Raw genomic sequence first — 26,795 nt, forward strand, 5'->3', positions numbered from 1 at the left:
CTTTCACGGCAGCAGCTTGTCCAGGTCGGGTGCCGTCTTGAAGAGACCGTCCTGCTCGCTCAGCTTCTCCAGCGTGTCGATCGAGGAACGGTTCGCTTCGGCCGGCCACTTCGGCAGGGTCACCTTGGCCAGCACGTCCGCCGGGGTCTTGGTGTACGTGGTGACGATCTGCCGGACCTCGTCCGGGTGCGCGTCCGCGTAGGCCAGCGACTCGGCCGTGGCCTCCTGGAACTTCTTCACGACGTCCGGGTTCTGCTGCGCGTACGACGTCGAGGTGAAGTACATGGCCACGGTGAGGTTCTTGGCCACGTCGACCATCGGCGAGGCGATCTCGGTGGCGCCCTGGAGCCTCATGGTGGCGAGCGCCGGCTCGACCGCCATCGCCGCGTCGATCTGCCCCTTGTCGAGCGCGGCCGGCATCTGGTCGAAGGCCAGCTCGACGAAGCTCACCTTGTCGGGGTCGCCGCCCGCCTTGCGCACCGACTCGCGCACGGCGGTCTCGTTGATGTTCTTCAGCGTGTTGACGGCGACCTTCTTGCCCTCCAGCTGCTTCGCCGAGGTGATGCTGCTGCCCTTCCTCACGACGAGGGCGCCGAAGTCCTTGCCCGCCACGCCCGTCGAGGCCACGCCGTTCGCAATCGCCTGCACCGGAACGTTGTTGGACTGGGCGATCATCAGCGACGTCATGTTGCTGAAGCCGAACTGAAACTGACCGCTCGTCACACCCGGCACGATGGCCGCGCCGCCCTGCGCGAGCGTCGTCGACAGTTTCAGGCCGCGCTTGCCGTAGAAGCCCTTCTTCTGCCCGAGGTAGAGGGGGGCCACGTCGACGATGGGGATGATCCCCACCTTGACGGTGGTGGTGCCGCCCGACGAGGGCGAAGTGGACGACGAGCCCCCGGAGGAGCCGCAGGCCGCCGCGGTGAGCAGGATGGTGCCGGCCGCGAGACCGGCGAGCAGACGACGCATGGCTCCTCCTGTGCAGACAACGGTGTTCCGACAGGGTGTGCGCTGTGCGCACAATGGTGCTCGGATGGTGCTCAGCGGGAAGGTAGAACCGGCCGACAACCCGGTCAATGGTTTTTGCTGACAAAATTGTTGACAGTTATCGAACCGCGCTCTCACCGTGTTCTCCGTGTCGAACCGTCGAACCGTCGCGCAGCGGCGGACCGCGTCGGCCTGCCGAGCCTCGCACAACCGCATCTGGAACAACTCGCCCAGCTGGTACGGGAGTCGGCGTCACTGTGCGTGCTGGACGGAGACGCGGTGGTGCATGTCGCCACGGTCCCGGTCCGACGGGTGATGGCGGCGACCGTCGCGGTGGGGGCGCGGTACCCGGCCCACCGGACGGCGGCGGGGGCGGTGATACTCGCCCACACGCCGGAACCCCTACTGTCCGAGGCGGAATTGATACGTCGTCAGGGATATTCCCTGCGCGAAGACGACGTGGAAGACGGTGTCAGAACACTCGCCGCTCCGGTGCGGGACCGGAGCGGCCAGGTGGTGGCCGGGGTGACCCTGGCGGTGCACTCCGGCCGGATGTCCGTCACCGCGGTCCGCCGCGACCTGCTGGCGCCTCTGCTGGCGGCGGTGGCGGGGATCGAGGCGGACCTGCGGATCACAGATCGAGCACCAGGCGCTCCCCTCGGCACCGCGACACACAGATGAGCATGGTCTCCCCGGCCGCTCGCTCCTCCTCGCTGAGCACCGAGTCCCGGTGGTCCGGGGTGCCTTCGAGGACGTCGGTCTCACAGGTGCCGCAGGTGCCCTCCGCGCAGGAGTAGAGCACCTCGACCCCGGCGGCCAGGACGGTGTCGAGCACCGAGACGCCCGGTGCGACGGTGAGGGTACGACCGCTCTGCGCGAGGACGACCTCGAACTCCCCGTCCTCGCCCGCCTGTCGGGCCTTCGGCTGGAACCGCTCCACTCGCAGCACGCCCGCCGGGCAGCGCTCCTCCACCGCGTCCAGCAGCGGCCCCGGACCGCAGCAGTACACGAGGGTGCCGTCCGGGACGTCGTCCAGCACCGGGCCGAGGGCCAGCAGCCCGCTCTCGTCCTGCGGGGCGACGGTGACCCGCTCCCCGCCGTACCGCGCCAACTCGCCGGTGAACGCCATGGACCGCCGGGTGCGCCCGCCGTACAACAGCGTCCACTCGGCGCCCGCGGCCTCGGCGGCGGCCAGCATCGGCAGGATCGGGGTGATACCGATGCCACCCGCGACGAACCGGTAGCGGGGGGCCGGCTCCAGGCGGAAGTGGTTGCGCGGTCCACGCACCCGTACCTTGTCGCCGACGTCCAACTGCTCGTGGACGTAGGCGGATCCGCCCCGCCCGTCTGGCTCCCGCAGAACGGCTATGCGCCAGCCGGAACGGTCCCCGGGATCCCCGCACAGCGAGAACTGCCGCTCCAGCTCCGGTCCGAGCACGACATCGACATGCGCCCCCGGCTCCCAGCCCGGAAGGTCCTCACCGAGGGGATGCCGAAGGGTGAGGGACACGACACCGTCAGCCGCCAACACCTTTTCTCGGACATCCAGTTCGGCTTCGTACAGGCTCATGTGGTTCGCTCCGGGGGCTGGTGTCCCTCGGGGTGTCCGAGCATCCACTCCCACATCTCGACCGGGTCCTGCGCGGTGTGCTCGGCTCCGCAGTGACAGGTACCGTGCAGCACGTCGGTGCCCGGCAGCCAGTCGATGCGGTAGATCTCCCCGGTCGGTGTGCTCACAGGACCTTCTCCACGGGCTTGGTGCCCTCCTCGACCAGCCGGGCGAGGATACGGCGGGCGGCGAGGCCGCCGGTGTCGATGTTGATGCTCAGCTCCTGGTAGCCGGCACGCTCCGAACCGAGCGTCCGCTGAAGGAGGTTGAGGGCGTCCACGTCCTGCATGACCACCGTGCGGTTGTTGCCCCGCAGGAAGTCGGTGACCTCGGGGTCGTCCGTCGCCCAGTCCCGGGAGACCATCCAGAAGTCGTACACCTTGCCGTCCGAGGACGGGGTGATGGCGTAGGTGATCTCGGTGTGGAAGCCGTTCGGATCGCTGCCGTCTGCCTCCGGCAGCACGCCGACCGGCGCGATCCTGCTGCGCAGCAGATACAGACAGGGCGCGTGGTACTCGATGTCCTGCCAGCGGGTGACCCGCCCCTCGATCCCGGTCGAACGGGCGTAGAACGGCGGGCACTCGGCGTCGTCCATGTGCCGGCTGACCCGCACGATCCCGGCGCCCTCGTCGACCTCGGTGGTGATCGGTGTCTCGGCGACCTCCGGGGTGCCTATGTAGCCGCCGTGCAGATAGGTCTCGTGGGAGAGGTCGAGGAGATTGTCGACGAGGAGACCGTAGTCGGCGTCGATGGGCTCCATGCCCCGTACGGTCGTCCAGCCGGGGGAGTCGAGGTGCCGGGCGCGCGGGATGGTGTCCGCGTCCGCCAACCCGGGGTCGCCGATCCACACCCACACCAGGGAGTCCTGCTCGACCACCGGGTATGAGGCGACCCGCGCGGTGCGGGGGATGCGTTTCTGCCCCGGCACGTACACGCACGCGCCGGTCCGGTCGTAGGTGAACCCGTGGTACCCGCACACGATCCGGTCACCGTCGAGCCCGCTCTCCGACAGCGGGTAACGCCGGTGCACGCAACGGTCGCTGAGGGCGACCGGGCTGCCGTCCTCCTCGGCGCGGTAGAACACGAGCGGTTCCCCGAGAACCGTCCGCCCGAGCAACTCCCGCCCGACCTCGTGACTGTAGGCGGCGACGTACCACTGGTTCCTGGCAAAAGCGGTGATGTGCGGCATGGCTGCGGCTCCCGTCGTTGGGTGGTGGCGACATCGTCGGGAAGGGCGTAACGGGGGCGCAATACTGCTTTCCGCCTCACGGAAGGGTCTAAGTAAAAGGCCTGCTCAGAGGTTTGCTCTGGATACGCCTCGGTGTTCGACCCGAGTGGAAGACGCGGCCGTGCTTTCTGTTCTTCGCCGACGACTCGTGTCGGTGCAGCTTCGATGAATTGCGATGAGTGGCTGATTTGGTTTCTTTGTGATGACTTCCTGGCTGTGTATGGCTGGTACAGCGGCAGAATTCGCATTACTGCAGATTGAACCGCCCCGGGTTCCGTAGAGATCTCAGACTGTGGTTGTGACCTGGGGTTTCGTGAGTTCCGTGTAGTAGTTGGCTTCGTATTCGACGGGCGGGACGTGGCCTATCTCACCGTGGAGTCTTCGATGGTTGTACCAGTCGACCCACTCGGCGGTGGCCAACTCGACCTGGGAGAGCGTCTTCCATGGCCGCCGGGGCTTGATCAACTCGGTCTTGAACAGGCCGATCGTGGACTCCATCAGGGCGTTGTCGTACGCGTCACCGACGGATCCGATGCTCGCTGCGATGCCGGCGGCGTCCAGGTGCTCGGCCAGCTTGAACGATGTGTATTGCGACCCGGCGTCGGAGTGATGGATCAACTTTCCAGGCTGAACGGGCCGTTGGTCGCGATCGCGTTGCCAGATGGCCATCTCCAGGGCGTCAAGGACAAAAACGGTCTCCTTCACGGTGGCCGCGGACCAGCCGACGATCCGGCGGGAGAAGGTGTCCACGACGAACGCGACGTAGACGGTCGCGGACCAGGTCTTCACGTGGGTGAAGTCCGCCACCCAGCACCGGTTCGGAGCGGCGGCGACGAAGTCGCGGTCGACCAGATCGGGGGCCCGCTGGGCCCGTCCGCCGGGGATCGTGGTGATGACGCGTTTGCCGCGCACCGCACCCTGGATACCGAGCTCGCGCATCAGACGCTCAACAGTACAGCGGGCCACCGCATGTCCCTGCCGGTTCAGCTCGCGCCAGATCTTCCGGGCTCCGTAGACACGGTAGTTGGACGTATAGACGTCCTGGATCCTCTCCTTGAGTGCCTCGTCTCGCACGGAACGGGCGGAGGGCGTTTGGAGGCGTTTCTTGTGGGCGTAGTAGGTGGAAGGGGCGATCTTGCAGTCATGTGCGGTGAGCGTCCTGCAGATCGGCTCGACCCCGCCGAAGCGGTCCCGGTGCTCGTCGATGAACGCTACGAGTGCGTGTGTGGCCGGTCGAGCTCGGCCGCGAAGAAACTCGCCGCGGCCTTCAGGATCTCGTTCGCCCGCTTCAGCTCGGCGTTCTCCTTCTTCAACGCCTTGAGCTGGGCGGACTCCTCCGTCGTCGTCCCCGGACGCTGCCCCGCGTCGATCTCTTGCTGCTTCATCCAGTTCCGCAGCGTCTCGCGGGAGCCTATGCCGAGCTTGTCCGCGACCGCCTGCAAGACAGCCGTCTCGTTCGGGTAGTCGTCGCGCACTTCGGCGACCATGCGCACCGCGCGTCGGCGCAGCTCAAGCGGGTAACGGGAGGGTCGTGCCATGACTCAATCCTTTCACGGAATCGAGTCTCTACCTGACACGGGGCGGTTCAGATCAAGGTTGGTCGTTGCCGTGACGGGAGGGGCTTGGGGTCTAATCCGGTCGAATTCACCTTCCTTTCGCCCCGTTCGGTGGGTTGTTGCAGGTCAACAGCATGATTAGACGTCGTGACGCTGGGGCGCGTGAGTGGCTGCCGCACCCGAGGGTCCAGGGGCGGTCACCGGCAGGTTCTTGGTCTGCTGGTGGTGCACCGTGCGAATGGATCTGGCCAGCGCGAATGCGGTGACCGGCGATCGTACGGGTCGCATCCGTGGCCAGGTCGGCGAGCGTGAAGGAACGTCGGATCGGCGAGAGGGCAGGCTCGTCGAGCCATGGCTGCGGACGTCGCTCGAGATTCCAGAGGTGGTGATGGGCGTCGACGAGGGCGGAGGTGTCGGGCTTGGGCATGGGAGGCTCCGGGGTGGCTGGCGGCTGGGCCGTTGGGCGGCGGTCGTGGGAGGGCACTGGTCGTGACGACGACCCCGCCCGGGCCGACAGGTGAGCTGCCGGCCGTCGCGGGGCCGTCGCCTCACACGCGGAATGTCACTGGATCGTCCAGAGCTGGTTGCTCTGGTTCAGCGGTGTCCACTGGTCGAGCACTGTGCCGCTGGTGGTCGAGCCGCCCGAGACCTCCAAGGCCTGCTTGGTCTCGAAGTTGCGGATGACGTATCCGCTGCCGGACGACTCGACTTGCTGCGGGTTTCGGGCTGGTCGACGTCCTGACGGGTGGTGAAGGAGAACTGGCCGAGTTGGTACACGCTGCCAAGGTCGACCTGCCACCAGGCCGAGGTGTCGCTCCCGGTGGGGGACCAGCCGGTCGCCGGGTCGTTGTCAATGGCCTTGGGCGCCGCCCAGCCGGAGTTGAAGACGGAGGACGCGGTGGCCGTCTTGCCATAGGCGAGATTGATCTTCGCCAGCAGTCCGCGGTAGGCCGACTGCAGACCCGAGGCCTGCATCACCGCGGTTCCGGTGGTCGTGTTGTTGGAGAGGGTGACGTTGGGGCCATTGGCGTTGCGGATGATGAAGTCGGTGGTGTGCGACAGGACGTTGTTCGCAACAGTCATGTTGCTCGAGCCCTCGTCGAGATAGATGCCGCCCAGCCCGAGGAGCATTCGGTGGGCGAGCGGAGCACATCGTGGATGTAGTTGTTGTTGATCACCGTGCCGGGGTCGTTGGAGAGGTGGTAGATGCCTGCCGTGTCGCACAACATGTTCTCGACGTTGCCGATGCGGTTGTAGCTGATGGAGTTGCTGCCCTCCGCGTTGGCGGCCGACTGCCAGCCCCAGCCCAGGGTGATCGCGGTTCACGGGGAGTCGGAGATGTCGTTGTGGTCGATGGTGGTGCCGTACACGAAGCCCGCGTTGATGCCCGCGGTGCCGTAGTAGTCCTGACCGGTGCGGTTGATCAGGTTGTTGGTGACGGTGACACCGCTGACGACCTCGCGTGCGTCCTCGCCCGCGGGTGAGGTGGGCGGGTTGTACACGGTGTGGTACTCGACGTCGGGATCCGAGAATTTGCCCACCATGATCCCGTTGCCCGAGATGTCCTGGACGATGTTGCCGGTGACGGCGGAGTTGTGGACGCCGTGGTGCAGGTCCAGCGCGGTCGAGCCCATCTGGGTGAAGGTGTCGCCGGTGAAGGACAGGTTGTCGGCGTTCGCGACGTAGACACCGGCCGGCGGGCGGTTGACGTACTGCTTGTTGGTCGGGTCGGCGGAGATGTTGTAGTTGCCGCCCTGGCCGTTCAGCAGGCCGTTGTCGCCGGCCTCGGTCCAGTTGGTCCGGGTGAAGGTGATGCCGGAGAACTGCAGGTTGTGAACAGGAGAGCCGAGGCTGTCGCCCTGGATCTTGAAGAGGGTCTGCAGTGTCGGGATCTGCACGGTCGCCGACGTCATGGACGCCCTGGGCCGAGGAAGGTAGTAGAGCGTCTGCGCGTCCTTGTCGAGGTAGAACGCGCCTGGTTCGGTGAGGAATTCATGGGCGTTCTCGAAGTGCAGGGGAGAGCCGTTGGACAGCAGCGGATACGGCCGCTGGAAGAGGATGCCTGCCTCGTGGTCCTGGATCGATATGTTCGCCATTCCACCGCTGTTGGTGTACGACTTCAGCCGCAGGTAGTTCTCGGCCCACTGCAGTTGCAGCACCATCTCGACCCGGTCGAAGTGGCTCCAGTTCGCGACTTGGGAGCTGAGAAATGTGAGTAGGTAAACGGACGGGGCGCCCGACTCGTCGGGTGCCCCGTCACCGGCCTCGGATCAGCAGGTCGCCACTCCCGGCAGCCACGCCGGGCCCTTGATGTAGATGTTCGTCATCCACGCGCCGTTGGTCAGCTTGGACCAGGCGTCGTTGGTGTAGCCCTCGGCCGTCACCGTCTGGGCGTGGGCCTGGCAGACCACGTTGACCGTCGTGGGCTGCGGGAAGTAGTCGACGACGCCGGCGTTCACATTGGGCTGGTTGTGCGTGCGCACACCCGTGCCCCAGGTCTGGAACGCCGTGCTGCCCCCGCTCGGCGGTGGTGCGCTGTCGCCGCCGCAGTCCGGGATGCCGGGCAGCTCGGCCGGGCCCTTGATGTAGATGTTGGTCAGCCAGGAACCGTCGGCCAGTTTGGACCAGATGTCGTTGGTGTAGCCCTCGGCGGTCACCGTCTCCGCGTGCTCCTGGCACTGGACCGAGACCTGGGTCGGCCCGGCGAAGGTGTCCACGACGGAGGAGCGCACGCTCGGCGTGGAGTGGGTCCGCACCCCCGTGCCCCAGGTCTCGAAGGTCGTACCGCCGTTGGCCGGCGGCGGCACCGGTGTCCCGGACGGGTTGATGCGGATCGCGCCCGCGTAGTCGCCGCCCGTGCGCACCGGGGCGACCCGGATGTGGGTGCCCGACTCGTACGCCTCGACCATCTGCCCGGCGCCCAGGTACATGGCGACATGGTGGATGTGCCCGCTGCCCCAGAACATCAGGTCACCGGGGACCAGGGGAGCGGTGCCCTGGGCGGCCGAGAAGCGGGCCGAGGCCTGCGAGCTGTGGTACTGGTCGTCGGCCGTGCCGTTCAGCAGGTCCCTGCCGGTCGCCCGGTAGTACGCGTAGCGCGTCAGGCCCGAACAGTCGAAGCCCTTGCGCTCGTTGTCGTGCAGGCTGTCGGGGTCGGAGCCGTCGTAGTAGCCGTACGAGGCACCGGGCGTGGCGCCGTGGCCGCCGCCCCAGCTGTACCAGACACCGATCTGTGAGCAGGCCGCGTTGACGGCGGCCTCCGCCGTGGCCGAGGCGCCGGAGGCCAGCACCCCGCAGGTCGCGTCCTGGGCGGCGCGCGGGGCGGCCGCGTGCGCGGTGGCGGGGAGGAAGGCGATCAGCGCGATCGCCGCCGCCGCGGCGGTCGCCCGGCCCGGCGTGGAGAGTTCCGAGAGTCTCAAGGTGTACATCCTTCATCGACATGCAGGCATGGAGACATGGGGACATGGAGCCGTGTGCGGGGGTCCGATGATGTGCCGGGTGTCGCGTCCCACCCCCGTCGGGACGCGACACCCGGAGCTCAACCGGCCAGCGCCGCCCGCATCTTGGCCAGCGCCCGCATCCGGTTGCGCTGGACCGTGCCACGATGGGCGCCGAGCCGTTCCCCGGCCGTGTCGTGGGTGAGGCCCTCCAGATCGACGAGGATCACCGCGGCCGCCTCCTTCGGCGAGAGCATGCTCAGCAGCGCGAGGGCGGTGGCCGAGGCCTCGTACGAGCCGAGCCCGCCGTCCCAGCCCGCCTCCGGCAGCCGGTCGGTGGTGCGCTCACGCCGGGAGGGGTGCAGCCAGGAGTCGCGCAACAGGTTCAGCGCGACCGTGCAGGTGTAGGCGTACGGGTGCTGCTGGTGGGCCAGACTCCGGGCGCGGGCCCGCCGGGACAGCCGCAGATACGTCTCCTGCAGCAGGTCGTCGGCGTCGTGCGGGTTGCCGGTCAGGGCGAGCAGCCGTCTGCGCAGTCTGGGCATGTCGGCGGTGAAGGAGGCGTCGAAGTCTCCCGGGCTCATGGGCACTTGTGCCGCCTCGGCCGGTCCCCGCACGACTTCTTGCGGGTCCTGCGTACATGTGCCGCCGTGACTTTCCATGGTCGTCCCCCGATGGTCGTTCGCGGTGTGAAGAGAGAAGAAAGATGTGAAGGGAGAAGAAAGAGAGGACAGGGTGCGGTCCGTTGGTCAGACGGGCCGGACAGAGGCGGCGGGCCCGTAGCGGGCGGCCGGCGCGCCGCTCAGCAGGGCCCAGTACCGGTCGCCGTAGGACCAGTGCCACCACTCCGTGGGGTAGTTGACGAAGCCGGCGGTGGTCAGCGCCCGCTCCATCATCGCCCGGTTGGCGCGCGCCTCGGCGCCGATGCCCGGTGCCCCGGTACGGCAGGCACCCGCGCTCTCCTCCGGGGTGGCGTTGACCTCCGTGCCCAGCGGCAGTTCGATGCCGTCGACGGTGCACAGGGTCAGGTCCACCGCCCCGCCGCTGACATGGGGTGCCACCTCCGGCGGGGAGATGTAGGCGCTGGCCAGTTCGCGGATCCGGTCCGGCGGGGCGTCGGGGTGGGCCGCGCGCAGGGTCGCCGCGTACTGCTCGAAGTAGCGGCGCTGCAGATCTGGCGGCCGGTACCCCTCCACCACCAGGAACCTGATCCCGGCGGGCAGCAGCGACTGCGCGTCGAGGAGCCGGCTGAGTGCCCCGGAGCGCAGGTGCGCATAGCTGCCGTCGGGGTCGGCCTGGCGGGGGTCGATCAGCAGGCCGGGAGTCCCGCGCAGATCGACCAGCGGTTCACCGCAGTCCCGCTCGGTGACCGCCGCGACCCGGGAGTCGGAGAGCGTGATGATGTCCGTCACGCAGACAACAGTGCCCGGCTCCCCTGCAATTGCTCTGCAGGTTCCCTGCAAGCGTGTCACCAGGGCTCCTACAGCCCCGGCCGGTTACGACGACTCGTCGCCCCGGTGCTCCCGGTGCTCCCGGTGCTCCCGGTGCTCCCGGTGCTCCCGGTGCTCCCGGGCCTCCCGTCCGCCCACCCACCGGAACACCTCCAGCGCCTCCGACCGGGCCGCCCGCGCGGTCTCCGTGCCGCCGTCCGCCGTCCACACCTCCGCCAGGTCCCACACCGTGCGCGCCCGCCACAGCTCCAGCCCCAGCTCCGCCCAGAGGGCCGCCGCGTGCTCCAGCGGCTCCCGGGCCCCGTCGGTGTCCCCGGTCGCCAGCTGCACCTCCCCGAGCGTGCGCAGCACCAGCGCCTCGCCGAACCGGTCCTGCCGCTCCCGGGCCACCTCCAGGCAGCGCACCAGCCGCCGACGTGCCTCCGGGGTACGGCCCGTGCGCAACTCCACCTTGGCCAGGGACTGTTCGGTGTACATCGTGCCGAAGGTGTCCTGCAGGCCGGTGAAGATCCGCAGTGCGTCGTGCAGCAGCCGTTCGGCCTCCGGGTACCGGCCCTCGGCCCGGTCGCACAGGGCCAGTGAGCGCAGGGTGAGCCCCTCGCCGTGCAGGTCGGCGGCGGCCCGGTACAGGTCCAGGGCGCGGGACAGCGCCTGTCGGGCCGGCGTGCCGCGCCCCTGCTCGCGGTGCACGTACCCGATGCCGTACAGCACCCGCGCCCGAGGGCCGACGTCGCCGTTATCGCCGTACCGCTCCAGCGCGGCCTCCAGCAGTTCCAACGCCTCGGCATAGCGGGCCTGTTCACGGCGGGCGGTGCCCATTCCGGCCAGTGCCACCGCCGAGCCCTCAGCAGAGCGCTCCTCGAACACCCGCAGCGCGTCGGCGAAGTAGGCGTAGGACTCCTCGAACCGGTCCTGCTCGTAACGGAGTTGGCCGAGCCCGGCCAGCAGCCACGCCTCGCCCTCGACGTCCCCGCTGCGGCGCACCGCCGCCATGGCCGCGGTGTGCGAGCGGGACCAGGCGTCGAACTGGTTGTACAGCGCGGCCGAGCTCGCTATCAGCGCCCCGGCGAGGTCCCGGGCGGCCCGCGCCATGCCATGGTCGGCGCAGTGCGTCACGGCGGCCAGCAGCCCGGCCTGCTCGGCGGCGAACCAGGCCGCGGGCCGGGCGAGCAGCGCCTCCTCGGTCTCCGGGTCGAGCGGGCGGACGGCGGCCGGTTCCGGGAAGTGCCGTGCCGTGCCGCCGGGGCCGCGGGCGGCAGCCTTCCGGGCCAGGTCCAGCCAGCAGCCGACAAGGCGCAGTACCGCTGCTGCACGCTCCTCGGCACTCTCCTCGGTGAGACAGCGCTCGCGGGCGTGTTCGCGGGCGAGGTCGTGGATGCGGTAGCGGGCGAGGCCGGTGCCGTCCACGCCGATCACATCGATGAAGTGGCAGTCCACCAGCCGTTCGACGGCCTCCTCGGCCTCCTCGGTCCCGATGCCGAGCAGCGGAGCGGCGATCCAGGCCGCGAAGTCGGGCAGCTCCAGCAGGGCGAGGCGGCGCAGGGCCTGGCGCTCCTGCGGCGCGAGGTCGGCGTAGCCGAGTTCCAGGCTGACGCGCAACTCCAGGTCCCCGGCGCTGAGTTCGTTGAGCCGGCGCCGTTCGTCGCGCAACCGCCCGGCGAGCCGGTCGGGCGCCCAGTGCGGTCGGGCGGCCAGCCGGGCGCCGGCGATACGCACCGCGAGCGGCAGCCGCCCGCACAGGGCGACGATCTCCGCGGCCCGCTCCGGGTCCGCCCCCGTCCGCCCCTCGCCGGCCACCCGGCGGAACAGGTCGAGGGCCTCGGCCTCGTCCGGTACGGCGAGGTCCAGATGGGCGGCGCCCTCCAGGGCCACCAGCCGGCGTCGGCTGGTGATCAGCACCGCGGAGCCGGGGCCCGGCGGCAGCAGGGGCCGGACATGCGCCTCACCGGCCGCGTTGTCGAGGACGACCAGGACCCGCCGGTGCCCGATGTGGGTGCGGTACAGGCCGGTCAGCTCCTCGATACCGGAGGGCAGTGTGTCCGGGTCGACGCCCATCGCGCGCAGCAGCCGGACGAGTGCGTCGGCGGGCTCCAGCGGCGTGGTGTCGGCGGCCCTGAGGTCCACGAACAGGCGCCCGTCGGGGAAGTGTTCGGCGGTCTGGTGGCCGGCGTGCACGGCGAGAGCGGTCTTGCCCATACCGGAGCGTCCGGAGATCACCCCGATCGGGGGCGCGGTCCGGCCGGGGTCGCCGGCGCTCCGCAGCAGCTCTGTGGCCCACTTGATCTGCCCGCCGCGGCCCACGAAGTCGGCGATGTCGGGCGGGAGATGGGAGGGCGCGGGCTCGGCACTCCTCGGGGCGGGCACCGGCCGGGCCGCCCGGCCGGTGCCCAACACGCCCGTGTCGCCGATCAGTACGGCCTGGTGGACAGCCCGCAGCTCCGGGCCCGGGTCGATGCCCAGCTCGTCGCGGAGCACCGCACGGCCCTCCTGGTAGACGCGCAGGGCGTCGGAGACCCGGCCGGCGCGGAACAGGGCGGTCATCAGCTGGCCGCGCGGCCGCTCCCGCAGCGGGTGCGCGGCCACATGGGCGAGCAGCGGCGCGATCGTGCCGTCCGCGCGGCCCAGCTCCAGCGCCAGCCCGAAGGACTCCTCCTCGGCCACGAGCCGCAGCTCCCCGAGACGGGCCGCCTCGATCCGGGCGAACGACTGACCGAGCCCTTCGAGAGCCTCCTGGCCCCGCCACAGCCCCAGCGCCTCGGACAGCAGATCGGCGGCCTCGGCCGGGCGGCCCCGGGCGGCCGAGCTCCGGCCCGAGGCGAGGAGTTCCTCGAAGCACCGGGCATCGATCCGGGACGGGGCGAGCTCGGCGACGTAGCCCGGCGGCCGGGTGCGGATCACCTCGGCCTCGCCGACCCGGGACAGGGCGCGGCGCACGGCGGAGACATGGGTGGCGACCAGGGCACCGGCGGTCGCGGGCGCCTGCTCGTCCCAGACGAGGTCCACGAGCCGCTCGGTGGAGAGGACTTCACCGAGGTGCACGACGAGTGCGGAGAGTACGGCCAGGGGTCTGAGCCCGCCGAGCGGGGCCCGTCGGCTGCCCTCCCACACCTCCACCGGACCGAGCAGACGTACCTGGAGCATCGTTCCCCGTTCGCCGTACCGCCCGCCCCCCCCGCGGCTCAGGACAACGATATCGACGGACGTCGTTCGCGCATGCCGGACGCCGGGCCGCCGTGGCCGGATCCGGCCGGTCCGTCGGAACTGAACGGACCCCCGGTGAGGCCTGGCACCCGGAACGGGTTCAGCAGTCTCTCGGGCCCTCCCCGGGTCGGCACTTGGCTGGATTCGGCGGTACGCAGAGGTGCCGCTCACTTGAGTGACGGCACAGCCGTGGCTCTCGTATGACCACCCGCGCGCAGAAAATTCGTGCACCGCGGGCGTCATACGAACGCGCCTTCCGAAGCGTCAACGGCCTGAAAGCCCAAGCCCGTTCGATCCGCGCCCAGGGAGTCGCCCGATGCAACGCCGGACCTTGCTTCTGCTGACCGCCGGTCTGCTGGCGATGACGGTCACCGGATGCGCGGACGGATCGTCCTCGCCGGACGCCGCCGTCCGCGGTGCCGGCCGCCACACCTCGGACGGACCGGAGCAGACGCTGCATCTCGCGGAGCAGCTCCTCATCAAGTCCTGTATGGAGAAGCAGGGTTACCAGTACTGGATCGAGCCCTGGAGGCCGGCGGACGCCTCGCACCGGTTCCCCTACGTCGTGGACGACGCGGCATGGGCCGAAAAACACGGCTACGGCACCGACCTGCGCAGCAAGCGGGAGGCGGAGGCCCTGCGCAACCCCAATCAGCAGTACTTCCGGTCCGCGCCGGCCGATCGTAGAACCGCCCTGGCGAGCGCCATCAACGGACCGCGACCGCAAGGACTTTCCACCCGCCTGCCGACAGGGCTGCTGGTCACCCACAGCGACGAGGGCTGCGTCGCCGGCGCGGAACGGCAGTTGTACAAGGACCTGCCGGCCTGGTTCCGGGCCACCCGAGTCACCGACAGCCTCGGCGGTATGCGCGTCGACCTGGTGCTGGGCGACAAGCGCTACCAGGCTGCCACCAAGCCTTGGGCGAACTGCATGCGGGACAGGGGCTACTCGTACCGGAACCCCGCCGAATCCCGTGCCGCGGCCACCGAGCCGGGACGGACATGGCCGCACGCCGAAGAGACACGGCTGGCCTCGGCCGAGGCGGCCTGTGCGAAGTCCACGGGGCTGTCGTCCGTGGCGAAGTCCCTCGACACGAAGTACGGGACCGAGCTGCGACGACGCCACCCCGAGGAGACGGGGGACCTCTCGCGCCTCAGGCGCGAGGCACTGCCCCGCGCCCGCGCGATCGTCGCGCGCGGCGACTGAGTACCGGCTCTGCACTCATCGACCACCACGGCCGCCGAGTCGTGGTCGCACCACCCCACCCACCGCGAAACCACGAAATGAGGGACACCCATGTCCATCAAGCGCATCCTCACCCTCGCGGCCTCCGCCGCGGCCGTCGCCGTGCTCGTCTCCCCGGTCTCCAGCGCCAGCGCCCTGGAGACCGGCTCCCAGGGGAAGCAGGCAGCGCAGCTCGCGGCCGCCGACGGTAACCTCCACGTGTGGACCCAGCCGCACGCCGGCGGTAAGCACTGCGCCTGGTCCGGCAACTCCGACAACTGGGGCACGTGCCGCAACCTGACCTCCGACATCTACAACAACGGCTACCCGGGCGGGCTCGACGCCGTCGACCTGTACTGGGGCACCGGCGCCACCGGCGCCCACGCCTGCATCAGCCAGGGCGACAGCTGGCCCGACACCACCACCGGCCAGTACAAGTTCACCTACGGCGCCGGCCTCGGCGGCTTCGGCCAGAGCGTCAACAACAACATCTCCTCGCACCGTTGGGTCGACTACTGCAGCCAGGGCTGATCCCTCGCACCAGGCCGCCCCGGCACCCGGTCGACGGGTGCCGGGGCGGCCTGCGTCTCCCACACCTCACGTACCGACGACTTTCACATGGACGCCACCGGACCCTTCCCTGACGTTTGGTGCTCTTGGAACACTCGCACCGCGCGCATTCCGTCACGTTCCGGCCATCCGCACCCAGGATGAGAGGCACCCACCTATGCCCGAAGTCAATCGGCGCAGATTCCTGCAACTCGCGGGCGCCACCACCGCCTTCACCGCCCTGTCCAACAGCATCCAGCGCGCCGCCGCGCTGCCCGCGAACCACCGCACGGGATCCATCGAGGACGTCGAGCACATCGTCGTCCTGATGCAGGAGAACCGTTCCTTCGACCACTACTTCGGCTCGCTCAGGGGCGTCCGCGGCTTCGGCGACCCGCGCCCGGTGGTGACCCGGCAGGACGGCAAGCCGGTCTGGTACCAGTCGGACGGCACCAAGGACGTCCTCCCCTTCCACCCCGACGCGGACGACCTGGGCCTCGCCTTCATCCAGGACCTCCCGCACGGCTGGAACGACGGACATGCCGCCTTCAACGGGGGCAAGTACGACAAGTGGGTCCCCTCCAAGGGCTCCACGACCATGGCGTACCTGAACCGTGACGACATCCCGTTCCACTACGCGCTCGCCGACTCCTTCACCATCTGCGACGCGTACCACTGCTCGTTCATCGGTTCGACCGACCCGAACCGCTACTACATGTGGACCGGCTACACGGGCAACGACGGTCAGGGCGGCGGCCCGGTCCTCGGCAACGACGAGGCCGGCTACTCCTGGACGACCTACCCCGAGCGCCTGGAGAAGGCGGGCGTCTCCTGGAAGATCTACCAGGACGTCGGCGACGGCCTGGACGCGGCCGGCGGCTGGGGCTGGATCCAGGACGCCTACCGGGGCAACTACGGCGACAACTCGCTGCTCTACTTCAAGCAGTACCAGAACGCGCAGCCCGGCGACCCGCTGTACGACAAGGCCCGCACCGGCACCGACGCCACCAAGGGCGAGGGCTTCTTCGACCAGCTCAAGGCCGACGTCAAGGCCGGCAAGCTGCCGCAGATCTCCTGGGTCGTCGCCCCCGAGGCCTTCACCGAGCACCCCAACTGGCCCGCCAACTACGGCGCCTGGTACATCGCCCAGGTCCTCGACGCCCTCACCTCGGACCCCAAGGTGTGGGCGAAGACGGCCCTGTTCATCACGTACGACGAGAACGACGGCTTCTTCGACCACCTGGTCCCGCCGTTCCCGGCCGGCTCCGCCGCGCAGGGCAAGTCGACCGTCGACCCCGGCCCGGACCTGTTCAAGGGCAGCAACAGCAAGCCGGCCGGCCCCTACGGGCTCGGTCAGCGTGTGCCGATGCTCGTCGTCTCGCCCTGGAGCAAGGGCGGTTACGTCTGCTCGGAGACGATGGACCACACCTCGGTCATCCGGTTCATGGAGCGCCGCTTCGGTGTGCACGAGCCGAACATCTCGCCCTGGCGGCGCGCGGTCTGCGGCGACCTGACCTCAGCGTTCGACTTCTCCCGCAAGGACACCGCGCCGGTCGCCCTGCCGGACACCGACGGCTACCAGCCGCCGGACAACAACCGCCACCCCGACTACGTGCCGACCCCGCCCGCCAACCCGGCCCTGCCCAAGCAGGAGCGTGGCTCGCGGCCCACCCGGCCGCTCAAGTACGCCCCGCTGGTGGACGGTTCCCTGGACGCGGCGGCCGGCAGGTTCACGCTGACCTTCGCGTCGGGCGCGCACGCCGGTGCCGCCTTCCTGGTCACCTCCGGCAACCGCACCGACGGCCCCTGGAGCTACACCACCGAGGCCGGCAAGTCCGTCTCCGACACCTGGAACTCGGTGTACTCGGGCGGCTCGTACGACCTCACCGTGCACGGCCCGAACGGCTTCCTGCGCACCTTCCAGGGCCCGGGCAAGGTGGCGGGACCCGAGGTCATCGCGCGGCCGCACGGCGACGACATCGAGCTGACCTTCACCAACCAGGGCAGCGGTACGGTGAAGCTGAAGGTGGCCGACGGGTACGGGGGTCGGGGCCGTACGTTCACGGTGCGTGCCGGGGCCACCGTGACGCACATCGTGCACCTCAACCACAGCGAGCGGTGGTACGACCTGACGGTCACGTCCGAGGCCGACGCGAGCTATGTGCGGCGGTTCGCCGGGCATGTGGAGAACGGGCGGCCTGGTGTGAGCGACCCGGCGATCATCACGGTGTGAGAGGGCGCCCGAGGGGGCGTGGGGGACTGTTGTGAGGCGGCCGCGGGTTGTTTGTGGCCGGCCGCGCAGTTCCCCGCGCCCCTCAGGGGGCGCGCTACAGGGCCGTCAGTTGTCCAGGTTCGGTCTTCTGCCGGGCAACCAGCGTCGGGTCCAGGGCCAGAACCGCCGCCACCGGGTGTTCGTCGTCCGGTTCGGCGAGCGGTGTCGCCGGGGTGGCCCGGGTCAGCAGGACCACGCCCCAGGAGGCGAGGCCCGCGCCTACCAGGGCGAGCAGGATGCCCGCCACGCCGCCTTGCAGGCCCTGCCCCAGCAGCGTCAGGCCGATGACCGCCGCGGCCACCGGGTTGGACAGGGTGACCACCGCCAGGGGGGCGCCCAGGCCGCCTCGGTAGGCCATCTGGGAGAGCAGCAGGCCGCCCACCGCGAACGCGGCCACCAGGAGTGCCACCACGATCACCTGGACGCTCAGGACCGGGCCCGAGCGGTCAATCACCGCCACCGTCACCGTCTGGGTGAGGGCGGAGGCGACGCCCGAGGCGAAGCCGGACGCGGTCGCGTGCCGCAGGCCCGGGCGGGTGCCGGGGCGGGACAGGGCGCCGATCAGGGCAGCGGTCGTACCGGCCACCGCGAGGGCTTCGGTGAGGCTCAGCACCTGATGGGGTGCGGGGCCGGAGGCCGTGACCAGCAGGGCGCCGAGGCCCAGCAGGGTCAGGGCCGTGCCCCGCCACTCCGTCCCGCTGACCCGGCGCCCGGCCACGCGCGCGCCCATGGGCACGGCCGCGACCAGGGTGAGTGCGCCCAGCGGCTGGACGAGGGTGAGCGGGCCGTACTTGAGGGCCACGACGTGCAGGAGCGCGGCGCCCGCGTTGAGGCCGACCGCCGCCCACCAGGCACCGGAGCCGAGCAGTCGTAGCAGACCCGCGCCGGAGGTCTTCGACGCGAGCCGTTCCTGGGCGACGGCGGCGGCCGCGTAGGCGACGGCCGAGACCAGGGAGAGGAGGACGGCGATCATCGCCGCGGCGCTCATCGGCCTGCCCCTACCAGCACGGGCTCCTCGGACACGAACTCGCGGGTGCCGCGGCCGGCGGTGGTGGCCGTGCGGTGCGGCGGATTGATCAGGGCGAGGACGGCACCGAGCATCACGGTGGCGACGAGCGCGTCCAGCCAGTAGTGGTTCGCGGTGCCCACGATCACCATCAGGGTGATCGCCGGGTGCAGCAGCCACAGCCAGCGCCAGCGGGAGCTGGTGGCGACGATCAGGCCGATCGCCACCATCAGGGCCCAGCCGAAGTGCAGCGAGGGCATCGCCGCGAACTGGTTGGAGAGGTGGTCGCTGGAGGGCGGCCCGTAGACGGAGGGGCCGTACATCCGGGCCGTGTCGACGAGGCCGGTCGCGGCCAGCATCCGCGGCGGCGCCAGCGGGAACGTGAAGGGAAGTACCAGGGCGGCGGTGGTGACCACGGCGAGGACCCGGCGGGCCCAGACGTAGTGCGCGGGCCGCTTCAGGTAGAGCCAGACCAGGAAGGCCAGCGTGGCCGGGAAATGAACCGTCGCGTAGTAGGTGTTGGCCAGGTGGACGAGGGCGTCGCCGTGCAGCAGTGCGGACTGCACGTCGACCTCCGAGGGCAGTCGCAGCGTCCGTTCCAGGTCCCAGATCCGGTGGGCGTTGTGCAGGGCCTCGGCCGTATGGCCGGTGGCCAGCTGCCGCCCGAACTTGTAGACGAGGAAGAGTCCCACGACAAGCAGGAGCTCACGGACGAGCGGCGGCCGGGCTATCGCCCCCGGCTCCGCTGCTTCCGGCTCGGACTGGGATCTCATCCCAGGCCCCCTCACTGACGGTGGTGCTGTGCCGAGTCCCGGGCGGTGGCCCGAACTCATCGATACGAAAGCGTACCGATACGCCACTGTACCGATACGGTCGGGTACCGGTACAGTGGCGTATCGATAGACGTGGGCCACACTGGTTGTAGGTTTCCGCCCGGACCGAACGGCGGGCGGGGACCAGGTGATCCGCAAGTGAGGCGCGAGTGAGGAGTAGGGCACATGACGTCGCAGGCCGCGGACGGACCGGAGACGGTCGCCGCCTCGCGCCGCTCCAAGATCACGCCGGAGCGTGAGCGGGAGTTCTTCGACGCCGTGCTCGAACAGATCCGCGAGTGCGGCTACGACTCCGTGACCATGGAGGGGGTCGCGAGCAGCACCCGGTGCAGCAAGTCCACGCTCTACCGGCAGTGGAAGAACAAGCCGCAGTTCGTCGCCGCCGCGCTGCGGGCCACCCGCGAGGTGCGCTTCGCCGGGGTCGACACCGGGTCGCTCGCCGGGGACCTGCGCGAGGTGGCGCGGGTCGCGGGGAACTGGTCGCGCAAGGACACCAAGCTGCTGTCGGCGCTGAGCCACGCGCTCCACTCGGACGTGGAACTGGCGCAGGCACTGCGCGAGGCGCTCGTCGACCCCGAGATCGCCGCGCTCCAGGAGATCCTGCACCGCGGAGTCGAGCGCGGCGAGGTGCCCGAGGGCCATCCCGCGCTGGACTACGTGCCCGCCATGATGTTCGGCGTGCTGCGGGTACGGCCCGTGCTCTCCGGCGAGTACGCCGACGCCGACTATCTCGTCCGCTTCGTGGAGGCCGTGGCGCTGCCCGCACTCGGACTGACCTAGGACCCAGGCCGCCGTCCACGGGATGACTGGACGGTGACCTGCTCGCGCCGCACCGTGGGGACGGGGGCGGCGCGCACCCCCCGGCCGGGTGGAGCTCCCCTTTGAGCGGAGGGGCTCTCCACCCGGCCGACGGACGTTCCCGTCCGGGGTGGGTCAGACGGTCTGACCGTTGCCGCTGCCGGAGGACACCTTGATGCCCTTGGTGATCGTGTCGATGACCGTCTGCTTCTGACTGACGTCGACGCCGAAGCGGACCACCACCATCTGCTGGGCGTTGGCGGGCGACGGGAAGGCCAGCGACTCGACATAACCGTCGGAGCCCTTGCTGGTGACCGCCTTCCACCGGACCAGATAGCCCTTCTGCCCCGCCACGGTGACCGCCTTGGAGGCCAGCACCTCGTGCGAGGTGATCGCGCCGTAGCTCGTACCGCCGTAGGACTCCTTGGCGTTGGCCGCGATGTCCGCCTTGGCGACCGCCTCGGCCGTGCTGCCCCGGGTGCCCAGCAGCAGCGCGGGCTCCGAGTAGGCACCGCCGGTGGTGCACGTCTTGGAGGTGTCGCCGGGGCACTTGTAGGAGCCGTCGGAGGTGATCTGGGCGCCGACGGTGCCCGCCTGCCCCGTCCAGCCGTCCGGTACCGGGATGCTGATGGCGTTGAAGGAGTCCGACACCGTCCCGCCGCCCTGGACCTTCGGCGCCTCGGACTGGTTCGGCGACGGCGACGCACCGCCGCCGGAGCCACCCGAGCCCGAGCCGCCGGACCCCGACCCGCCCGACCCGCCGAACGGCAAGCCCTGTCCGCCGTTCTGCCCACCGCTCTGTCCCTCGGGGCCGCCCTGGCCGAAGCCGCCGCCCTGACCGCCCGAGCTCTGCTGCGAGGCCTGGCCGCCGCCGTTGTCACCGCCGTTGTCGCTGAGCGCCCACGCGCCCACCCCGATCGCGGCAAGCAGCGCCACGGCGACACCGACGGCAACGCCGGTGCGCAGCCCGCGCTTCCCGGTGGCCGGCGGTGCCGGATATCCGGGGTAGGCCGGATAGGCCGGGTATGCCTGGGAGGCCGCGTCTTCGGGCGATTGCGTCGGGGGACCCCAGTCGGCACCCGACCCGGCGGGGCGGGTCTGCTCCGTCCACGCCTTGCCGTCCCACCAGCGCTCAGTGGCCGGACCGCCACTTGTCTGCCCGGGGTCGGGGTACCACCCGGGGGGAGTCACCTGCGTCATGCCCCCACCGTATGAGGCATCGGTGAAAGTCGGATGAGAGGATCCGGCGACTTTCGGATGAGTCGGATCCGGCTCGCTTCGGACGAGCCGATCCCGCACCCTCATTCGACCCGCAGCCGCACCGGCGGGTTCGATGCCCGAGGCGGCAGCCGCAGACCGTCCCGCCCCGGGGTCAGGGAGCCCAGGATGCTCGGGTGGCGGGCGCCGGTGGCGGTCGGGGCTGTGCCCGGGAGACCGTGCGCGGTGAGGAAGCCGAGGACCGCGAAGGCGTATGCCTCCTTCGCCACCGCGGGCAGGCCGAGTTCGTCGGAGGCGCGGACGGGGGTCTTGGGGAGCAGGCCGCGGAGCAGCCGCATCAGCGCCGGGTTGCGGGTGCCGCCGCCCGAGGCGATCACCTCCGTGGCGCCCACGCCGCGTACCGCGTCCGCCACCGTCCGGGCCGTCAGTTCGGTGAGCGTCGCCAGCGCGTCCTCGGCCGACAAGCCCTCCGGCGCTTGCCAGTACCCGGCGTGGAACAGTTCCTTGCCGGTCGTCTTCGGCGCGGGCAGCGCGTAGTACGGGTCCGCCAGCAACCGCTCAAGCAGCGGTCCGTACGGCCGTCCACGCGCCGCCAGCGCCCCGTCCACGTCGTACGCCAGCCGGCCGCCGGTGAACTCCCGGGCCGCCGCGTCCATCAGCGCGCACCCGGGCCCGGTGTCGAAGGCCGTGCCGTCCGGCGCGGTGAGGTTGGCGATCCCCCCGATGTTCAGCGCCACCGGCGTGCCCGGCCGGCCGCGCAGCCACAGCAGGTCGACCAGGCTCACCAGGGGAGCGCCCTGGCCCCCGGCGGCCACGTCCCGCGGCCGGAAGTCGGCGACAACAGGCAGCCCCGTCGCCTCCGCGATCCAGGCCGGCTGCCCGAGCTGCAGCGTGCCGTGCACCCGGCCGCCCTCCACCCAGTGGAAGACGGTCTGCCCGTGTGAGGCGATCAAATCGGCCCGTCCGCCGCACAGTTCACGATCGGCGCGGGCGGCCGCCGACGCGAAAGCCTGCCCGATCCGGGTGTCCAGCAGACACACCCGCGCCAGCGGTACGGCCGCCGGGGGCAGCGCGCCCGCGAGGGTCCCGCGCAACTCGTCGTCGTACGGCGTGCTCACCAGCCCCAGCGGCTTCAGCAGCAGCGTGTCGCCGGCCAGGCGCAGCTCGGCGGCGGCCGCGTCGACCGCGTCGTACGACGTCCCGGACATCAGACCGATCACCAGCACCGCTCAACCCGCCTTCGTCTCCCGTGACCTCACCAGCGCGAGCACGCTGACCGCGCAGGCCGCGGCCGCGTAGTAGCCGGGAACGTCCAGGTTCCCGGTGCGCTTCACCGCCTCCGTGATGATCAGGCCCGCACAGCCCGAGAACACGGCATTGGACAGGGCGTAGGCGAGTCCCAGGCCCGTGCAGCGGGCGCGCGCCGGGAACATCCCGGCCAGCAGCGCGGGCCCCGGCCCGGCCATCAGCCCCACCACCGCACCCGCACCGAACAGGGCCGCGCCCTTCGCCCAGGCGGACACCCCGCCGTCCTGGAGGAGGCCGAGCAGCGGCAGGGCCAGCACGACCACGAGGCCCGCGCCCGTCAGCATCACCGGCCGCCGCCCGACCCGGTCGCTGAGCAGCCCCGCCGGGAGGATCGCCGCCGCGAAACCCAGGTTCGCCAGCACGGTCGCCAGCAGCGCCGCACGGAAGCCGGTGTGCAGCGCTGTCTGGAGGTACGACGGCAGCACGACCAGCAAGGTGTACCCGGCTGCCGACCAGCCCATCACCCGGCCGACGGCCAGCGCGATCGCCCCGGCCGACACCCGCACCGCCCGCACGTCCGGCTCCCGGAACTCCGGCGTCTCCTCCAGCCCCACCCGCAGCCACAGCGCGAGCCCACCCAGCGGCAACGCCAGCAGGAACGGCAATCGCCATCCCCAGGTGTTTAGTTGATTATCCGTCAGCACGGAGGCGAGCCCGGCCGCCACGCCCGCCCCGCCCAGCAGGCCCAGCGCCACGGTGAACGACTGCCACGCCCCGTACAGCCCTCGCTGCCCCGGCGGCGCGAACTCGGTCAGCATCGCCACCGCACCCCCGAACTCCCCGCCGGCCGACAACCCCTGAACGGCCCTCAGGAAGGTCAGGAGCCAGGGCGCGAGCGCGCCGGCCTGAGCGTACGTCGGCAGCAGACCGATGAGTGCCGTGGCGCCCGTCATCAGCGCGACCACGAGGATCAGCACCGGCCGCCGTCCGAGCCGGTCGGCGAGCCGGCCGAACACGGCCGCGCCCAGCGGACGGAAGAAGAACGCCAGTCCGAACGAGGCGTAGGTGCGCACCAGCCCCTCGGCCGCGCTGCCGCCCGCCGGGGTGAAGAACCGCTCGGCGACGACCGTCGCGAAGTAGCCGTAGACCCCGAACTCGTACCACTCGACGAAGTTGCCCACCGAGCCCGCCGCCAGCGCCCGGAGGGGCCGGTTCCGCTCCCGTACTGCCCGATCTTCGAAAATCAGCTTCATTTCCACGCCCATTGACGATCCGTCAGCTAGACAGCGGCAGGTCGGGCCCGGCATGCGTCGCCCGGCCGCGCCCGCTGTCACCCGTCACGGCCACAGCTGCCCGGTCCCGCCTCCGGACAGCCAACAGGACCGCTACGCTCGTGGTCTGTACGTCGTTCGGGCGACTTGGGGAGGTAACGGGATGACGGAGGAACAACCCCCAGAGGGCCCCTCTGCTCCCCTCTGGGAGCGCGACGCGGAGATCGCCGCCATCACCGAGGCACTCGACGTCCTGTGCGCCGACCGGTCCACCGCCGGGAACCTGCTGATCCTCAGCGGGGAGGCCGGACTCGGCAAGACCGCGCTGCTGGCCGAGACCCGCCGTATCGCCGAGCGCCGCGGCTGCACCGTCTGGTCCACCCGCGGCGGCGAGACCCTGCGCAGCGTTCCCTTCAACGTGGTACGGCAACTGCTCCAGCCCGCCCTGGTCTCCCTGCACCCCGACGAGGCCCGCGAATACCTCGGCGACTGGTACGACATCGCCGGCCCCGCCCTCGGCATAACCGACCCCGGTGAGCGCCAGGCCGACCCACAGGGCGTCTGCGACGGCCTGGTCGCCGCCGTCCGCCGGCTGGCCAGACGGGACTGGCCACTGGTGCTGCTGATCGACGACGCGCACTGGGCCGACCAGGAGACCCTGGCCTGGCTCGCCGCATTCGTGGAGCGTCTCGACGACCTGTCCGTCCTGGTCCTGGTCGCCCGCCGCCCCGGCGAGGTCAGCGGCGACAGCGCCCGCTACCTCGACACCGTGGCCGCCGCGGCCGCGAACCCCGGGCACCATCTCAGCGCCCTCACCCCGGGCGCCACCGCCGGACTCACCCTCGCCACCCTCGGCGCGCACGCCGACGCCCCGTTCTGCCGCGAGGTCTGGGCCGTCACCGGCGGCAACCCCTACGAGACCGTCGAACTCCTCGCCAAGGTCCAGGACAGCGAGGTCGATCCCGTCGAGGCCCGGGCCGGCGAACTGCGCGCGCTCAACCGGTCGGCCCGCGGCGGCGGACTCGTCACCCGCCTCGAAGGCCTCGGTATCGACGCCACCCGGTTCGCCTGGGCCGCCGCCATCCTCGGCACCGGCATCTCCGTCGACCTGGTCGCCCAGCTCGCCACCATGAGCATGGAGGATGCCGAGCGCTGCGCCGAACTGCTGCGCAGCGCCCGTATCCTCACCGCGCCCGACCCGGCCGGCTCCCGCTCCCCCACCGGTGACCTGGAGTTCGTCCATCCGCTGATCGCCACCGCCGTCTACAACTCCATTCCGCCGGCGATGTGCACCGCCATGCACGGCATCGCCGCACAGATCGTCATCGACGACGGCCGGGGCATCGCCGAGGCCTCCCGCCATCTGCTGAAAGTGCATCCGGACGACGACGAGGAACTCGTCCAGCAGCTGCGGGACGCGGCCAAGGAACACCTCGCAGTCGGCGCCCCGGACGCGGCCCGCCGCTGCCTCGAACGCGCCCTGCGGGAACCGCCCGTACCCGAGGTCCACGCGCGCGTGCTCTACGAACTGGGCTGCGCCACCCTGCTCACCAAGCCCGCCGTCACCATCGGCCATCTGCGCACCGCGCTCGGCATGCCCGGCCTGGGTGGCGCCGAACGCGTCGACGCCGTCTTCCGCCTCTCCCAGGCCCTCCTCCACAACGACCAGCTGGAGGAAGCCGTGCGCACCGTCGAGGCGGAGGCCGCCCGGCACGAGGAGGGCCCCGCCAAACTCCGGCTCCAGGCCGTCCAGTTCATGTGGGAGGGTATCGCCGGCGAGGCAGTGTCCCCGCGCCGTTCCGAACGCCTCGGCGCGCTCGCCGACACCTGCACCGGCCGGGACAACTCCGAGCGCGCCCTGCTGATGCTGCGCGGCTTCGACCTCCTCATCCAGGGGGAGAGCGCCGAAGAGGTCGTGGAACTCTGCGACCGCGCCCTCGTCAACGGCCGGCTCGCGCCCGGACTCGGCTGGACCGACAGCGAGTGGGGCATCGAGCTGCTGCTGATGCTCGCCAACGCCTACGTCTTCACCGACCGCCTCGACCGTGCGGAGAGCCTCTACAACGAGGCCCTGCGCGCCTACGAGTCCTCCGGCTGGAGCGGCGGCCACCTCGCCCTCGCCCATGCCTCCGTGGGCCTCGGGCACCGCAGGCGCGGCCGGCTGCGGGACGCGGAGATCTCCCTGCGGGAGTCCCTGCGGATCGCCGAGCGGGTCGGCCGCAGGCTGCCCCTGTACTGGACCGCCACCTGCAACCTGGTGGACACGCTGCTCGCCCGCGGCCATGTCCAGCAGGCCTGGGACACGGCAGAGCAGTACGGCTTCGCACCGCCGTACCCCTCCATGATCGTGATGCCGGACCCGCGGTCCGTACGCGGCCGGCTGCTGCTCGCCGTCGGCCGTACGAAGGAGGCCGTCAACGAACTGGAGGCGGCGGAGAAGGCGGCCGCCGCAGGCGGCCACTTCAACCCGGTCGTGGTGCCCTGGGCGCTCGACCTCGCGCGGGCCCTCGCGAGCGAGGACCCGGCGCGCGCGGCACGGCTGACGGCCGATGCGCGGCGGCAGGCCGAGCGGTTCGGCACGGACACGGCGATCGGCGAGGCGCTGCGGTGCGCCGCCGCGCTGGAGACCGGGCAGCGGCAGGTGCGGCTCGCGTCGCAGGCGGTGGCCTATCTGGAGGCGTCGCCGTGCCAGTACGAGCATGCGGCGGCCCGGGTGGAGTACGGGATCGCCGCGCGGTCGGTGGCCGAGCTGAATCGGGGGCTGGCGTTGGCTCGGTCGTGTGGGGCGGACGGGCTGGTCGCCCAGGCTCGGGAGGTTCTGGATACGGGTCGGGGGTTGCGCTGAAAGGTGCGTTGCGGGGCGCGGGTGCGTGGGGGCGTGTCGCGCCCACGCGGCGGCAGCCGCA

At 70.9% G+C, this 26,795-nt stretch carries 22 protein-coding genes and 1 pseudogene; 6 read left to right on the forward strand and 17 right to left on the reverse strand.

The window, feature by feature from the left end; translation table 11 throughout:
* Positions 1 to 3 precede the first annotated feature (3 nt).
* A complete protein-coding gene (locus ACZ7OO_RS23270) occupies positions 4 to 969 on the reverse strand; it encodes an ABC transporter substrate-binding protein (protein ID WP_471507184.1) in 966 nt (321 codons plus the stop codon).
* A 129-nt stretch (positions 970 to 1,098) separates the two neighbouring features.
* Here ACZ7OO_RS23270 and ACZ7OO_RS23275 point away from each other — a divergent pair, with 129 nt between their 5' ends.
* Entirely contained in the window at positions 1,099 to 1,668 is a 570-nt protein-coding gene (locus tag ACZ7OO_RS23275; RefSeq protein ID WP_471507407.1) for an IclR family transcriptional regulator domain-containing protein, read from the forward strand.
* Here ACZ7OO_RS23275 and ACZ7OO_RS23280 read toward each other — a convergent pair.
* The 11 genes and pseudogenes from ACZ7OO_RS23280 to ACZ7OO_RS23330 form a co-directional block, all read right to left on the reverse strand.
* Positions 1,619 to 2,557, reverse strand: a complete 939-nt coding sequence (locus tag ACZ7OO_RS23280; RefSeq protein ID WP_471507186.1) for a PDR/VanB family oxidoreductase — start codon at positions 2,555 to 2,557, stop codon at positions 1,619 to 1,621. The two genes, ACZ7OO_RS23275 and ACZ7OO_RS23280, sit on opposite strands and share 50 nt — an antisense overlap.
* Entirely contained in the window at positions 2,554 to 2,724 is a 171-nt protein-coding gene (locus tag ACZ7OO_RS23285) for a hypothetical protein (RefSeq protein WP_352221933.1), read from the reverse strand. The genes ACZ7OO_RS23280 and ACZ7OO_RS23285 overlap by 4 nt, the downstream gene beginning before the upstream one ends.
* A complete protein-coding gene (locus ACZ7OO_RS23290; protein WP_471507188.1) occupies positions 2,721 to 3,785 on the reverse strand; it encodes a Rieske 2Fe-2S domain-containing protein in 1,065 nt (354 codons plus the stop codon). The genes ACZ7OO_RS23285 and ACZ7OO_RS23290 overlap by 4 nt, the downstream gene beginning before the upstream one ends.
* A 324-nt stretch (positions 3,786 to 4,109) precedes the next feature.
* A protein-coding gene (locus ACZ7OO_RS23295) for an IS3 family transposase (protein WP_471507190.1) occupies positions 4,110 to 5,362 on the reverse strand; the annotation gives its coding sequence in 2 pieces (ribosomal slippage) (positions 4,110 to 5,080 and positions 5,080 to 5,362; 1,254 coding nt in all).
* 580 nt (positions 5,363 to 5,942) lie between these two features.
* On the reverse strand, positions 5,943 to 6,179 hold the full coding sequence (locus tag ACZ7OO_RS23300; RefSeq protein WP_471507192.1) for an RICIN domain-containing protein: 237 nt from the start codon (positions 6,177 to 6,179) through the stop codon (positions 5,943 to 5,945).
* Positions 6,167 to 6,511, reverse strand: a pseudogene (locus ACZ7OO_RS23305) (discoidin domain-containing protein); the annotation flags it as partial. The gene ACZ7OO_RS23300 and the pseudogene ACZ7OO_RS23305, both read right to left, overlap by 13 nt.
* Before the next feature lie 191 nt (positions 6,512 to 6,702).
* Positions 6,703 to 7,542, reverse strand: a complete 840-nt coding sequence (locus ACZ7OO_RS23310; RefSeq protein ID WP_471507194.1) for a hypothetical protein — start codon at positions 7,540 to 7,542, stop codon at positions 6,703 to 6,705.
* Positions 7,543 to 7,650: 108 nt separating this feature from the next.
* Complete coding sequence (locus ACZ7OO_RS23315) at positions 7,651 to 8,799, reverse strand: C40 family peptidase (protein WP_352221880.1); 1,149 nt, start codon at positions 8,797 to 8,799, stop codon at positions 7,651 to 7,653.
* Between the two features lie 119 nt (positions 8,800 to 8,918).
* On the reverse strand, positions 8,919 to 9,401 hold the full coding sequence (locus tag ACZ7OO_RS23320; protein ID WP_471507196.1) for an RNA polymerase sigma factor: 483 nt from the start codon (positions 9,399 to 9,401) through the stop codon (positions 8,919 to 8,921).
* 165 nt (positions 9,402 to 9,566) lie between these two features.
* Positions 9,567 to 10,229 (reverse strand): M15 family metallopeptidase, encoded by a 663-nt coding sequence (locus ACZ7OO_RS23325; RefSeq protein WP_471507198.1) that lies wholly within the window; start codon positions 10,227 to 10,229, stop codon positions 9,567 to 9,569.
* An 84-nt stretch (positions 10,230 to 10,313) separates the two neighbouring features.
* Positions 10,314 to 13,409 (reverse strand): AfsR/SARP family transcriptional regulator, encoded by a 3,096-nt coding sequence (locus ACZ7OO_RS23330; RefSeq protein ID WP_471507200.1) that lies wholly within the window; start codon positions 13,407 to 13,409, stop codon positions 10,314 to 10,316.
* 376 nt (positions 13,410 to 13,785) lie between these two features.
* On the opposite strand from ACZ7OO_RS23330, the gene ACZ7OO_RS23335 reads away from it, so the two are divergent.
* The 3 genes from ACZ7OO_RS23335 (at position 13,786) to ACZ7OO_RS23345 (ending at position 17,476) form a co-directional block, all read left to right on the forward strand.
* On the forward strand, positions 13,786 to 14,676 hold the full coding sequence (locus ACZ7OO_RS23335) for a hypothetical protein (RefSeq protein ID WP_471507202.1): 891 nt from the start codon (positions 13,786 to 13,788) through the stop codon (positions 14,674 to 14,676).
* Positions 14,677 to 14,766: 90 nt separating this feature from the next.
* Positions 14,767 to 15,225, forward strand: coding sequence for a hypothetical protein (locus ACZ7OO_RS23340; RefSeq protein WP_471507204.1), 459 nt, complete (start codon positions 14,767 to 14,769; stop codon positions 15,223 to 15,225).
* A gap of 196 nt (positions 15,226 to 15,421) precedes the next feature.
* Positions 15,422 to 17,476: a phosphocholine-specific phospholipase C gene (locus ACZ7OO_RS23345; protein ID WP_471507206.1), complete on the forward strand. Its 2,055-nt coding sequence runs from the start codon at positions 15,422 to 15,424 to the stop codon at positions 17,474 to 17,476.
* A 94-nt stretch (positions 17,477 to 17,570) separates the two neighbouring features.
* Here ACZ7OO_RS23345 and ACZ7OO_RS23350 read toward each other — a convergent pair whose 3' ends face one another.
* Together ACZ7OO_RS23350 and ACZ7OO_RS23355 are read right to left on the reverse strand one after the other, a co-directional pair.
* Complete coding sequence (locus ACZ7OO_RS23350) at positions 17,571 to 18,503, reverse strand: DMT family protein (RefSeq protein ID WP_471507208.1); 933 nt, start codon at positions 18,501 to 18,503, stop codon at positions 17,571 to 17,573.
* The gene (locus ACZ7OO_RS23355; RefSeq protein ID WP_471507210.1) at positions 18,500 to 19,294 is read right to left on the reverse strand and encodes a phosphatase PAP2 family protein; all 795 of its coding nucleotides are present in this window, start codon (positions 19,292 to 19,294) and stop codon (positions 18,500 to 18,502) included. The genes ACZ7OO_RS23350 and ACZ7OO_RS23355 overlap by 4 nt, the downstream gene beginning before the upstream one ends.
* Positions 19,295 to 19,519: 225 nt before the next feature.
* Between ACZ7OO_RS23355 and ACZ7OO_RS23360 the strand changes: the two genes are divergently transcribed.
* On the forward strand, positions 19,520 to 20,134 hold the full coding sequence (locus ACZ7OO_RS23360; protein WP_471507212.1) for a TetR/AcrR family transcriptional regulator: 615 nt from the start codon (positions 19,520 to 19,522) through the stop codon (positions 20,132 to 20,134).
* 153 nt (positions 20,135 to 20,287) lie between these two features.
* Here ACZ7OO_RS23360 and ACZ7OO_RS23365 read toward each other — a convergent pair whose 3' ends face one another.
* The 3 genes from ACZ7OO_RS23365 to ACZ7OO_RS23375 form a co-directional block, all read right to left on the reverse strand.
* Complete coding sequence (locus tag ACZ7OO_RS23365) at positions 20,288 to 21,352, reverse strand: DUF2510 domain-containing protein (RefSeq protein WP_471507214.1); 1,065 nt, start codon at positions 21,350 to 21,352, stop codon at positions 20,288 to 20,290.
* Between the two features lie 101 nt (positions 21,353 to 21,453).
* Entirely contained in the window at positions 21,454 to 22,596 is a 1,143-nt protein-coding gene (locus ACZ7OO_RS23370) for an anhydro-N-acetylmuramic acid kinase (RefSeq protein WP_471507216.1), read from the reverse strand.
* A 3-nt stretch (positions 22,597 to 22,599) separates the two neighbouring features.
* Positions 22,600 to 23,871, reverse strand: a complete 1,272-nt coding sequence (locus ACZ7OO_RS23375) for an MFS transporter (RefSeq protein ID WP_471507218.1) — start codon at positions 23,869 to 23,871, stop codon at positions 22,600 to 22,602.
* A gap of 181 nt (positions 23,872 to 24,052) precedes the next feature.
* Between ACZ7OO_RS23375 and ACZ7OO_RS23380 the strand changes: the two genes are divergently transcribed.
* Positions 24,053 to 26,734, forward strand: a complete 2,682-nt coding sequence (locus ACZ7OO_RS23380; RefSeq protein ID WP_471507220.1) for an ATP-binding protein — start codon at positions 24,053 to 24,055, stop codon at positions 26,732 to 26,734.
* Positions 26,735 to 26,795: the final 61 nt, after the last annotated feature.

It is taken from the genome of Streptomyces sp. NPDC111744 (assembly GCF_055634995.1).

Coding starts and splice junctions, on each gene's coding strand:
- ACZ7OO_RS23355 (WP_471507210.1), bottom strand. CDS start 19,294: ATGAGATCCCAGTCCGAGCCGGAAGCAGCGGAGCCGGGGGCGATAGCC.
- ACZ7OO_RS23280 (WP_471507186.1), bottom strand. CDS start 2,557: ATGAGCCTGTACGAAGCCGAACTGGATGTCCGAGAAAAGGTGTTGGCG.
- ACZ7OO_RS23345 (WP_471507206.1), top strand. CDS start 15,422: ATGCCCGAAGTCAATCGGCGCAGATTCCTGCAACTCGCGGGCGCCACC.
- ACZ7OO_RS23360 (WP_471507212.1), top strand. CDS start 19,520: ATGACGTCGCAGGCCGCGGACGGACCGGAGACGGTCGCCGCCTCGCGC.
- ACZ7OO_RS23330 (WP_471507200.1), bottom strand. CDS start 13,409: ATGCTCCAGGTACGTCTGCTCGGTCCGGTGGAGGTGTGGGAGGGCAGC.
- ACZ7OO_RS23270 (WP_471507184.1), bottom strand. CDS start 969: ATGCGTCGTCTGCTCGCCGGTCTCGCGGCCGGCACCATCCTGCTCACC.
- ACZ7OO_RS23310 (WP_471507194.1), bottom strand. CDS start 7,542: ATGGTGCTGCAACTGCAGTGGGCCGAGAACTACCTGCGGCTGAAGTCG.
- ACZ7OO_RS23335 (WP_471507202.1), top strand. CDS start 13,786: ATGCAACGCCGGACCTTGCTTCTGCTGACCGCCGGTCTGCTGGCGATG.
- ACZ7OO_RS23290 (WP_471507188.1), bottom strand. CDS start 3,785: ATGCCGCACATCACCGCTTTTGCCAGGAACCAGTGGTACGTCGCCGCC.
- ACZ7OO_RS23380 (WP_471507220.1), top strand. CDS start 24,053: ATGACGGAGGAACAACCCCCAGAGGGCCCCTCTGCTCCCCTCTGGGAG.
- ACZ7OO_RS23375 (WP_471507218.1), bottom strand. CDS start 23,871: ATGAAGCTGATTTTCGAAGATCGGGCAGTACGGGAGCGGAACCGGCCC.
- ACZ7OO_RS23340 (WP_471507204.1), top strand. CDS start 14,767: ATGTCCATCAAGCGCATCCTCACCCTCGCGGCCTCCGCCGCGGCCGTC.
- ACZ7OO_RS23350 (WP_471507208.1), bottom strand. CDS start 18,503: ATGAGCGCCGCGGCGATGATCGCCGTCCTCCTCTCCCTGGTCTCGGCC.
- ACZ7OO_RS23320 (WP_471507196.1), bottom strand. CDS start 9,401: ATGAGCCCGGGAGACTTCGACGCCTCCTTCACCGCCGACATGCCCAGA.
- ACZ7OO_RS23365 (WP_471507214.1), bottom strand. CDS start 21,352: ATGACGCAGGTGACTCCCCCCGGGTGGTACCCCGACCCCGGGCAGACA.